The sequence below is a fragment of the Tepidimonas thermarum genome (genome assembly GCF_007556705.1).
Lineage (GTDB): Bacteria > Pseudomonadota > Gammaproteobacteria > Burkholderiales > Burkholderiaceae_C > Tepidimonas > Tepidimonas thermarum.
Map to the genome: position 1 here is coordinate 24,319 of NZ_VJOL01000031.1, position 9,517 is coordinate 33,835.

The 9,517-nt window shown below is 70.2% G+C and carries 8 protein-coding genes and 2 riboswitches; of the genes, 6 read left to right on the forward strand and 2 right to left on the reverse strand.

What is annotated here, in order from left to right:
* The first annotated feature begins 109 nt into the window (after nt 1-109).
* From Tther_RS08555 to gcvP, 4 genes are all read left to right on the forward strand, one after another.
* Nucleotides 110-1,795 carry an electron transfer flavoprotein-ubiquinone oxidoreductase gene (locus Tther_RS08555; RefSeq protein ID WP_143902888.1) on the forward strand — a complete coding sequence of 562 codons (1,686 nt, stop codon included), beginning with the start codon at nt 110-112 and terminating at the stop codon, nt 1,793-1,795.
* A gap of 39 nt (nt 1,796-1,834) precedes the next feature.
* Nucleotides 1,835-1,944: riboswitch (glycine riboswitch) on the forward strand.
* 8 nt (nt 1,945-1,952) lie between these two features.
* Nucleotides 1,953-2,088, forward strand: a riboswitch (glycine riboswitch).
* A gap of 47 nt (nt 2,089-2,135) precedes the next feature.
* Entirely contained in the window at nt 2,136-3,284 is a 1,149-nt protein-coding gene (gene gcvT, locus Tther_RS08560; protein ID WP_143902890.1) for a glycine cleavage system aminomethyltransferase GcvT, read from the forward strand.
* A 39-nt stretch (nt 3,285-3,323) separates the two neighbouring features.
* A complete protein-coding gene (gcvH, locus tag Tther_RS08565) occupies nt 3,324-3,689 on the forward strand; it encodes a glycine cleavage system protein GcvH (protein ID WP_143902892.1) in 366 nt (121 codons plus the stop codon).
* Between the two features lie 13 nt (nt 3,690-3,702).
* Nucleotides 3,703-6,636, forward strand: coding sequence for an aminomethyl-transferring glycine dehydrogenase (gene gcvP, locus Tther_RS08570; RefSeq protein ID WP_143902894.1), 2,934 nt, complete (start codon nt 3,703-3,705; stop codon nt 6,634-6,636).
* Nucleotides 6,637-6,745: 109 nt separating this feature from the next.
* Here gcvP and Tther_RS08575 read toward each other — a convergent pair whose 3' ends face one another.
* Nucleotides 6,746-7,378: a trimeric intracellular cation channel family protein gene (locus Tther_RS08575; RefSeq protein WP_143902896.1), complete on the reverse strand. Its 633-nt coding sequence runs from the start codon at nt 7,376-7,378 to the stop codon at nt 6,746-6,748.
* A gap of 197 nt (nt 7,379-7,575) precedes the next feature.
* Here Tther_RS08575 and Tther_RS08580 point away from each other — a divergent pair, with 197 nt between their 5' ends.
* Nucleotides 7,576-7,881, forward strand: coding sequence for a hypothetical protein (locus Tther_RS08580; protein WP_143902899.1), 306 nt, complete (start codon nt 7,576-7,578; stop codon nt 7,879-7,881).
* A gap of 28 nt (nt 7,882-7,909) precedes the next feature.
* Here the strand turns inward: Tther_RS08580 and Tther_RS08585 are convergent, their stop codons facing one another.
* Nucleotides 7,910-8,719 carry a dioxygenase family protein gene (locus Tther_RS08585; protein ID WP_143902901.1) on the reverse strand — a complete coding sequence of 270 codons (810 nt, stop codon included), beginning with the start codon at nt 8,717-8,719 and terminating at the stop codon, nt 7,910-7,912.
* Nucleotides 8,720-8,871: 152 nt separating this feature from the next.
* Between Tther_RS08585 and aroE the strand changes: the two genes are divergently transcribed.
* The coding region (gene aroE, locus Tther_RS08590; RefSeq protein WP_221934012.1) for a shikimate dehydrogenase at nt 8,872-9,517 on the forward strand (646 nt) is incomplete at its 3' end.

Below are 9,517 nucleotides of genomic sequence, written 5' to 3' on the forward strand. Positions count from 1 at the left end.
CTTGACAGCGATGGTACGGCAGCCGCCACTACAATGCGTCGCGCATCCGACAACAGGGCCGCCCACCCCGCAGGCGGCCCGCGGTCACCCCGAGGAAGACACCACCACCATGAAGACCCCGGCCCACCTGATCGAGCAATTCGGCCCGCGCGAGGCCATGGAGTACGACGTCGTGGTCGTCGGCGCAGGCCCGGCGGGCCTGGCCACGGCGATTCGCCTCAAGCAGCTCGCGGCCGAGCGCGGCGCCGAGGTCAGCGTCTGCGTGCTGGAAAAAGGCTCCGAGCCCGGCGCGCACATCCTCTCCGGCGCGGTCATGGACCCGCGCGCCATCACCGAACTCTTCCCCGACTGGAAGGCGCGCGGCGCGCCGCTCCACCAGCCGGTCAGCGGCGACGAAGTGCTGTTTTTGCAAGCCGACAGTGCCATGCGCACCCCCGACTGGCTGATCCCGGAGTGCTTCCACAACGAGGGCAACTACGTCATCAGCCTGGGCGCCGTGACCAAGTGGCTGGGCGAGCAGGCCGAAGCCCTCGGGGTCGAGATCTTCCCCGGCTTCACCGCCGCCGAGGTGCTCTACGACGATCAGGGGCGCGTGGTCGGCGTGGCCACCGGCCACATGGGCCTGGGCAAGGACGGCGAACCCACCGAGGCCTTCCAGCTCGGCATGGAGCTGCGCGCCAAGTACACCGTGTTCGCCGAGGGTGCGCGCGGCCACCTGGGCAAAGAGCTGATCGCGCGCTTTCGGCTCGACGAGGGCAAAGACCCGCAGACCTATGGCATCGGCATCAAGGAGCTGTGGGAAATCCCGCCCGAAAAAGCCAAGCCCGGCCTGGTGGTACACACGGCCGGCTGGCCACTGGATGAGCACACCTACGGCGGCGGCTTCCTCTACCACATGGAAGGCAACAAGGTCACGCTGGGCTTTGTCGTCGGCCTGGACTACCAGAACCCGTGGATCAGCCCGTTCGAGGAAATGCAGCGCTGGAAAACCCACCCCAGCATCCGCGCCCACATCGAAGGCGGCAAGCGCATTGGCTACGGCGCGCGCGCCATCACGGCCGGGGGGCTGCTGAGCCTGCCCAAGACCGTGTTCCCGGGTGGCGCGCTGGTCGGCTGTGATGCTGGCTACCTCAATGCCGCGCGCATCAAGGGCAGCCACGCGGCCATCAAAACCGGCATGCTGTGCGCCGAAGCGGCCTTCGAGGCGCTGCAGGCCGGCCGTGCCCACGACGAGCTCACCGCCTACCCCGCCGCGTTCGAGCAGAGCTGGCTCTACCAGGAGCTGCACCGCGCGCGCAACTTCAAGACCTGGTTCAAAAAAGGCAACACGATTGGCGCGCTGATGACCGGCATCGAGCACTGGCTGCTGCCCAAGCTGGGCATCCAAAGCCCGCCGTGGACGGTGCACCGCCACGCGCCAGACCACGCCCGGCTGCATGCGGCCAGCCAGGTCGAGCCGATCCGCTACCCCAAGCCCGACGGGCGGTTGACCTTCGACCGCTTGAGCAGCGTGTTCCTCTCCAACACCAACCACGAGGAAAACCAACCCGCGCACCTGACCCTGAAAGACGCGTCGGTGCCGGTGGCGGTCAACCTCGCGCTCTACGGCGGGCCCGAGAGCCGCTATTGCCCCGCCGGGGTGTACGAATTCGTCGAGAAAGACGGCTCGCCCCAGCTGGTCATCAACGCGCAGAATTGCGTGCACTGCAAGACCTGCGACATCAAGGACCCGACGCAAAACATCGTCTGGGTCACACCCGAGGGCGGCGGCGGCCCCAACTACGCCGGCATGTGACGGCGTTGGCGCCGCACCGCGGCGCGCCAGCCGCTACAATTGGCGTCATCAGGAGAGAGCCAGCCCGGACCCCGCGTGGGGCCCGCCCAGCGGCCGCCGAAGGCGCAGGCCACCGCCGAACGCTCAGGCAAAAGGACTGATGCAGCACCCCGTGGGGTGCTTGCCTGCTGGAGAGAGGCGTCGCCGCCGGCCACGCGCCACGGCGCCGTCCACCGAAGGAGCAAGCGGGCCCACCACCGCACGGGCGGCGTTGGCGCGTGAATCTCTCAGGTAAAGCGGACAGCAGGTGTGCCCCGGCGCCTTTGGGCGCCGGTCGTGACCACCTGCTAAGGAACGTTCCATGTCCGCCGCTGCCACCCCGGATACCCTGCTCAAAACCCCGCTGTACGACCTGCACCTGGCGCTGGGCGCGCGCATGGTGCCGTTTGCCGGCTACCACATGCCGGTGCAGTACCCACAGGGGCTGATCCGTGAGCACCAGCACACACGCCAAGCGGCGGGTCTGTTCGATGTGTCGCACATGGGCCAGCTGCGCCTGGTTGGCCCCGACGCCGCCGCGGCGCTGGAAAGCCTCATCCCGATGGACGTGATCGGCCTGGCGCCGCACCGCCAACGCTACGGGCTGTTGCTGGCCGACGATGGCGGCATCCTGGATGACCTGATGTTCGTCAACCGTGACTGGGCGCAGGGCGGCGACCTGTTCCTCATCGTCAATGGCGCCTGCAAACAGGCCGACATCGCGCACATCCAGGCGCGCATCGGTCAGCGCTGCCAGGTCGAGCCGTTGCCGCAGCAAGCCCTGCTCGCGTTGCAAGGCCCGCAGGCCGTCACGGCGCTGGCCCGGCTGCTGCCCGGCGTGGAGGCGCTGGTGTTCATGACCGGAGGCGCTTTTGCCTGGCAGGGCGTGCCGCTGTACGTGACGCGCAGCGGCTACACCGGCGAGGACGGCTTTGAAATCTCGTTGCCCGGCACGGCCGCCACCGCATTCGCCCAGGCGCTGCTCGCGCAGCCTGAGGTGCAGCCCATCGGCCTGGGCGCGCGCAACTCGTTGCGACTGGAAGCCGGCCTGTGCCTCTACGGCAACGACATCGACACCGGCACCACGCCCGTGGAGGCAGCGCTGAGCTGGGCCATCCAAAAGGTGCGCCGCACGGGCGGCGCGCGCGCCGGCGGCTTCCCCGGAGCGCAGCGGGTGCTCGCGCAGCTCGATGGCACCGCGCCCGTGGCGCGTCTGCGCGTCGGCCTCAAGGCCCTGGAGCGCGTGCCGGTGCGCGAGCCCGCGCCCCTGCAAACGCGCGCGGGTGCCACCGTCGGCCACGTGACCAGCGGCCTGCTGTCGCCCACGCTCGATCAACCCATCGCCATGGGCTACGTGGCCCGTGAACACGCCGCCGTCGGCACGCGGCTGCACGCGCTGGTGCGCGGCAAACCGGTGCCCATGGAGGTGTGCGCGCTGCCGTTCATCCCGCCGCGCTACCACCGCGGCTGATCCGTCGTTTTCATCCTCTCGATCGCCCAGGAGCCCGCCATGACCCTGAAGTACACCCCCGACCACGAATGGATCCGCGTCGACGGCGACATCGCCACCGTCGGCATCACCCACCACGCCCAGGATGCCCTGGGGGACGTGGTGTTCGTGGAGCTGCCCGACGTGGGCAAGACGCTGGCGCAAAAAGACGTGGCCGGCGTCGTCGAATCGGTCAAAGCCGCCGCCGACGTGTACGCGCCCGTCAGCGGCGAAGTGGTCGAAGTCAACGAGGCGCTGCGCGCCGACCCGTCGCTGGCGAACAGCGACCCGCTGGGCGCGGGCTGGTTCTTCAAGATCCGCCTGAGCGCGCCCGCCGAGCTGGACAGCCTGTTGGACGAGACCGCTTACGGCCAACTGACCCAGTGAGCGGAGCCGCGCCATGACCTCCCCCACCCCCCTGTCGGCGCTGGATGGCGCTGGCGAGTTCATCGCCCGCCACATCGGCATCGGCCCGCAAGACGAGCGCCGCATGCTCGCGGCCATTGGCGAGGACAGCCGCCGCGCCCTCATCGAGAGCATCGTGCCGCGCGCCATCGCCCGCGTGCAGGCCATGGACCTGCCCGCGCCGCTGTCTGAAGCGCAGGCGCTGGCCGAACTCAAGGCCATTGCGCAGAAAAACCGCATCCTGCGCAGTTTCATCGGCCAGGGCTACTACGGCACCCACACGCCGGGCGTGATCCTGCGCAACATCCTGGAAAACCCGGCCTGGTACACCGCCTACACGCCGTACCAGGCGGAAATTTCCCAAGGCCGCATGGAGGCGCTGGTCAACTTCCAGACCATGGTGGCGGACCTGACCGCCATGGACATCGCCAACGCCTCCATGTTGGACGAGGCCACGGCCGCGGCGGAAGCCATGACGCTGGCGCGCCGCTCGGTCAAGGCGGCGGGCAACGCCATCATCGTCTCGGGCGACTGCCACCCACAGACGATCGAGGTGGTGTGCACGCGCGCCCGGCCGCTGGGGTTGGAGGTCGTCGTGACCCACTCGGCCCAAGCCTGGCAACAAGCGCTGCAGGGCGACGGCTACTTTGCGGTGTTGATGCAATACCCGACCACGCACGGGCGCATCGACGACCTGCGCGCCGATGCGCAGGCCGCCCACGCCAAGGGTGCCGCGGTCATCGTCGCCACCGACCTGCTGGCGTTGACGCTGCTCACCCCCCCAGGCGAGTGGGGCGCCGACATCGTCGTCGGCAGCGCGCAGCGCTTTGGCATGCCCATGGGCGCCGGCGGCCCGCACGCCGGCTACATGGCCTGCCGCGACGCCTTCAAACGCTCGCTGCCAGGCCGCTTGGTGGGCGTTAGCGTGGACGTGCACGGCCAGCCCGCCTACCGCTTGGCGCTGCAGACGCGCGAGCAGCACATCCGGCGCGAGAAGGCCACCTCCAACATCTGCACCGCGCAGGTGCTGCCCGCGGTCGTGGCCAGCATGTACGCGGTCTACCACGGTCCGCAAGGGCTGCGCCGCATCGCCGAGCGGGTGGCGCGACACACCGCCATCCTGGCGCGCGGGCTGGCGGCGCTGGGGCACGCGCCGGCCAACGGCAGCGCCTTCGACACCCTGTGCCTGCACACCGGCAACGCCACCGCGTCGCTGCTGGCGCGCGCGCGCGAGCGCGGCATGAACCTGCGCGACATGGGGCACGGCAACATCGGCATCGCGCTCGACGAGACCACCACGCGGGCCGACATCGAGGCCCTGTGGGCCGTGTTCGCCGCGCCGGGGCAGGCGCTGCCATCGTTTGACGCGCTGGCGGCGGACACCGACATGCTGATCCCCGCTGCCCTGCGCCGCACCAGCGCCTACCTCACGCACCCGGTGTTCAACACCCACCACAGCGAAACCGGCATGCTGCGCTACATCCGCAGCCTGTCGGACAAGGACCTGGCGCTGGACCGCACCATGATCCCGCTGGGTTCGTGCACCATGAAGCTCAACGCCACCAGCGAGATGATCCCCATCACCTGGCCCGAGTTTGCGCAGGTGCACCCGTTCGCGCCGGCGGACCAGCTCGAGGGCTACCGGCTGCTCGACGAGCAGCTGCGCGCCTGGCTGTGTCAGGCCACCGGCTACGCGGCCATCAGCCTGCAGCCCAACGCAGGCTCGCAGGGCGAATACGCGGGCTTGCTGGCCATTCAGGCCTACCACGCGGCCCGTGGCGAGGGGCACCGCGACATCTGCCTCATCCCCACCTCGGCGCACGGCACCAATCCCGCCAGCGCCCAAATGGCCGGCCTGCAGGTGGTGGCGGTGGCGTGCGACGCGCAAGGCAACGTGGACCTGGACGACCTGCGCGCCAAATGCGAGCAGTACAGCGCGCGTCTGTCGTGCGTGATGATCACCTACCCCAGCACGCACGGGGTGTTCGAAACCGGCGTCAAAGCCTTGTGCGAGCTCGTGCACCAGCACGGTGGCCGGGTCTACATCGACGGTGCCAACATGAACGCCCTGGTCGGCACCGCCGCACCGGGCGAGTTTGGCGGTGACGTCAGCCACCTGAATCTGCACAAGACCTTTTGCATCCCGCACGGCGGCGGTGGCCCGGGCGTGGGCCCGGTGTGCGTGGTGGCCGACCTTGCGCCCTACCTGCCAGGCCACGCCACCGCGCACGCAGCGGGCGCCTACGCCGGTGGCGCCCGGCCCGATGCGCCCGTCGGCGCGGTGTCGGCGGCCCCCCTGGGCAACGCGGCCGTGCTGCCGATTTCGTGGATGTACATCCGCATGATGGGCGCCGAGGGCCTGACCCGGGCAACCGAGACGGCCATCCTGTCCGCCAATTACGTCAGCGCCCGGCTGCGCGAGCACTACCCCACGCTCTACGCCAGCGCCAACGGGCATGTGGCGCACGAGTGCATCCTGGACTGCCGTGGTTTCAAAGACAGCTGCGGCGTCATGGCCGAGGACATCGCCAAGCGGCTGATGGACTATGGCTTTCACGCCCCGACGCTGTCCTTCCCCGTGCCCAACACCCTGATGGTGGAGCCCACCGAGAGCGAAACGCTGGCCGAGCTGGACCGCTTCATCGACGCCATGATCGCCATCCGTGAGGAAATCCGCGCCGTGGAGCTGGGTGTGTGGCCGCGCGAGGACAACCCGCTCAAGAATGCGCCGCACACCGCGCCGCGCTGCCTGGCCGAGCACTGGCCGCACCCCTATCCGCGCGAGCAGGGCGCGGCGCTGCCCTTCCACCGCGCGCACGGGGGTGCCGGGAGCAAGTATTGGCCACCGGTGGGGCGCGTGGACAACGTCTACGGCGACCGCAACCTGTTTTGCAGCTGCGTCCCCGTCGCGGAGCTGGCCAGCGCCTGACCCGCGCCTGCCAGTCCCTGCCCAACGGGGTTGGGCGGGGACTGGACCGCAGCGGCTGCCAGCGGCCCGACCGGGGCGGGGCGAGCGGAAAGGACGCACCGCCGCGGCGTCACGGCTGGCGCGGGTTCCAGCTGGGCAGTTGCCAGTCCAGGACAACGGCGAGCAGGCGGCTGCCCGTGGCCACCAGCACGCCGGCCAAACTGGCCCATTGCGACCCGGTCCCGAGGGCCATCAACCCCAGATACGCCGCGCTGCCCGCCAGCGCGCACAGCGCATAGGGCCGATGGTCCCGGTACACCTGCGGCACCTCGTTGCACAGCACATCGCGCGCCACCCCGCCCACGATCGCCGTCGTCGCCCCCATCAAGGCGCTGACCAGCGGCGACATGCCGGCCGATGCGGCGATGCTGGTGCCCGAAATGGCAAACAGCCCCAAGCCGCAGGCATCGGCGACCACCATCAGCCGCGCGCCCGTCTCGCGCAACGCCATGGGCAGCCACAGCGGTGCCGTCACCGCCATGGCCAGCACCAGCCACAAATAGGGCTCGTGCTCGATCCAAAACAGCGGCCGCCGGTCCAGCAGCAGGTCGCGCACCGTCCCGCCGCCAAAGGCGCTCACGAACGCCACCGAAAACACCCCCACCACATCCATGCGCTTGCGCATGGCCTCGATCAGGCCAGACATGGCAAACGCCACGATGCCACCGACTTCGATGGCAAACAGCAGGGTCGACAGGTGCATCGCGCAAGGTTCCGTGGATGAATGCGCCGCGCCACCTCGGCGCAGCGCCCGCCGCCGCGATCGTAGCGTCGCGCGGGACGTCTGCCACAGGATGCTGTGGTGCACCGCAGCCGCCACCTAGGACGCTGCCGCCGACCACAGTGGTGCTCGCCGTGGCAGTTGCACCGCGGCCCGCGCACGCCGATAATGGCCCGACGATGGCCGCCGATCCCAACGAACCGCCCTTGCACCCGGACACAGACGCGTGGCTGCGCGCACTGCCGGGCGTGGACTACCCCGAGGCGCTGGTGGCGCGGTTTCCGCGCATCGCCAACGCGCTGGCGGCTGCGCGCGACGACCCGGATGCGCTGCGCCAGCGCTTTGACGAGCTGCTGCACGACCACCGGGGCGGCCGCCGCGGCTTTCCCTTCGACGTGCTCATGGAGCTGTTGGCGCTGCGCGACGCGCTGGTGCTCGACGACCGCCCGCCCGAGCAAGACGACGCCACCAAATGGGTATCGTGACGGCCGCCGCCGGGCCGCGCGACGCCGGTCACCCGATGGCGTAGCTGTCCATCGCCAGGTGGCGGTACTGCACCTCGCGCGTGATGGCCTGCACGGTTTGCCCCGCGGTCTGGGGCCAGCGCGCCGCCCCGAGCGCAAAAAACAGCGGCAGCAGATGTTCGTCGGTCGGATGGGCCTGTTCGGCCTGCGGCGCCCGGGCACGGTAGTCCAGCAGCGCGGTCAGGTCGCCCGCCTGCAGCGCGTCCCACACCCAGGCCGAAAAGGCCTGCACGGCGGGATCGGCGGGCGCATCGAGGGTCGGCCGGCCGGCAAAGAACGCCATCAGGTTGTGCGTGAGGCTGCCAGACCCCATCAGCAACACGCCCTGGTCGCGCAAGTCGGCCAAGGCGGCGCCGATGGCGTAGACCGCCGCCGGCCCGGCATCGGCGGGCAACGCCACCTGCACCACCGGCCAGCGTGCCTGCGGCAACAAAAACCGCAGCGGTGACCACACGCCATGGTCGCGCGGGCGCTCGGGATCCTCGGCGGTGGGGATGGCAGCCGCTTGCAGCCGCTCGACCACGGACCGTGCCAGCGCCGGATCCCCCGGCGCCGGGTATTGCAGCCGGTACAGGGCGGGCGGAAATCCGCCAAAGTCGTGCCAGGTGGGCGGCATGGGGTGGCTACCCACGGCCGCCACAGGGTCCATCCAGTGTGGCGACATCACGACCACGGCGCGCCAATCACCCCGCGCGGCCAGCGCTTGGCCCCACCGCTGCAGGGCGGCACCCGCTTCACCGGGGGCCAAGGCCATCATCGGCGACCCATGGGACACAAACAATACAGGCAAAGCAGGCATGCTGCGCGACTCCGCATCCAATCGTTGGTCGTGCATGCTAGCGACGCCACCGCCATGCGCCCATCAAAGTCTTTGACGACACCGTTGCACGGCGGCGGGGGTCGACGCCGCGCGCGGCCGGCGCCCCACCCCGGATCGGCGACAATGCCCCCATGGACCGCTATGCCGTGATCGGCCACCCCATCGGCCACAGCCAATCGCCCCTGATCCACACCCTGTTTGCCCAGGCCACGGGCCAGGCGCTGGTCTACACCGCCATCGAAGCCCCCCTGGACGGCTTTGCCGCGACGGTGGACGCCTTTCGCGCCGCCGGCGGGCGCGGTGTCAACGTCACCCTGCCTTTCAAGCTCGAGGCGTGTGCGTATGCCACCGAGGTGAGCGCGCGCGCCCGCATCGCCGGTGCGGCCAACGCCCTGCGCTTCGACGGCCCGCACTGCCTGGCCGAAAACTTCGACGGCATCGGACTGGTGCGCGACATCACCGCCAACCTGGGCCAGCCCATCGCCGGCCGGCGCGTGCTGCTGCTGGGCGCCGGTGGTGCGGCCCGCGGCGCGCTCGTGCCCCTGCTGGAAGCCGGCCCCACGCAGCTGTTCGTGGCCAACCGCAGCGCCGCCAAGGCGCACGCGTTGGTGCAGATGTTGGGCGAGCAGGGGCTGGGCCGGGGCGTTTTGGCCGCCGGATTCGATCACGTCCGGGTAGATGGTGCCCTGTGCCAGCCATTGCGCACCGCGGGAGCCCGGGCGCGCGGCCTTGAGCTTTTCCGCCTCGGCCTTGAACACGTCCACGAACAGCCGGCCA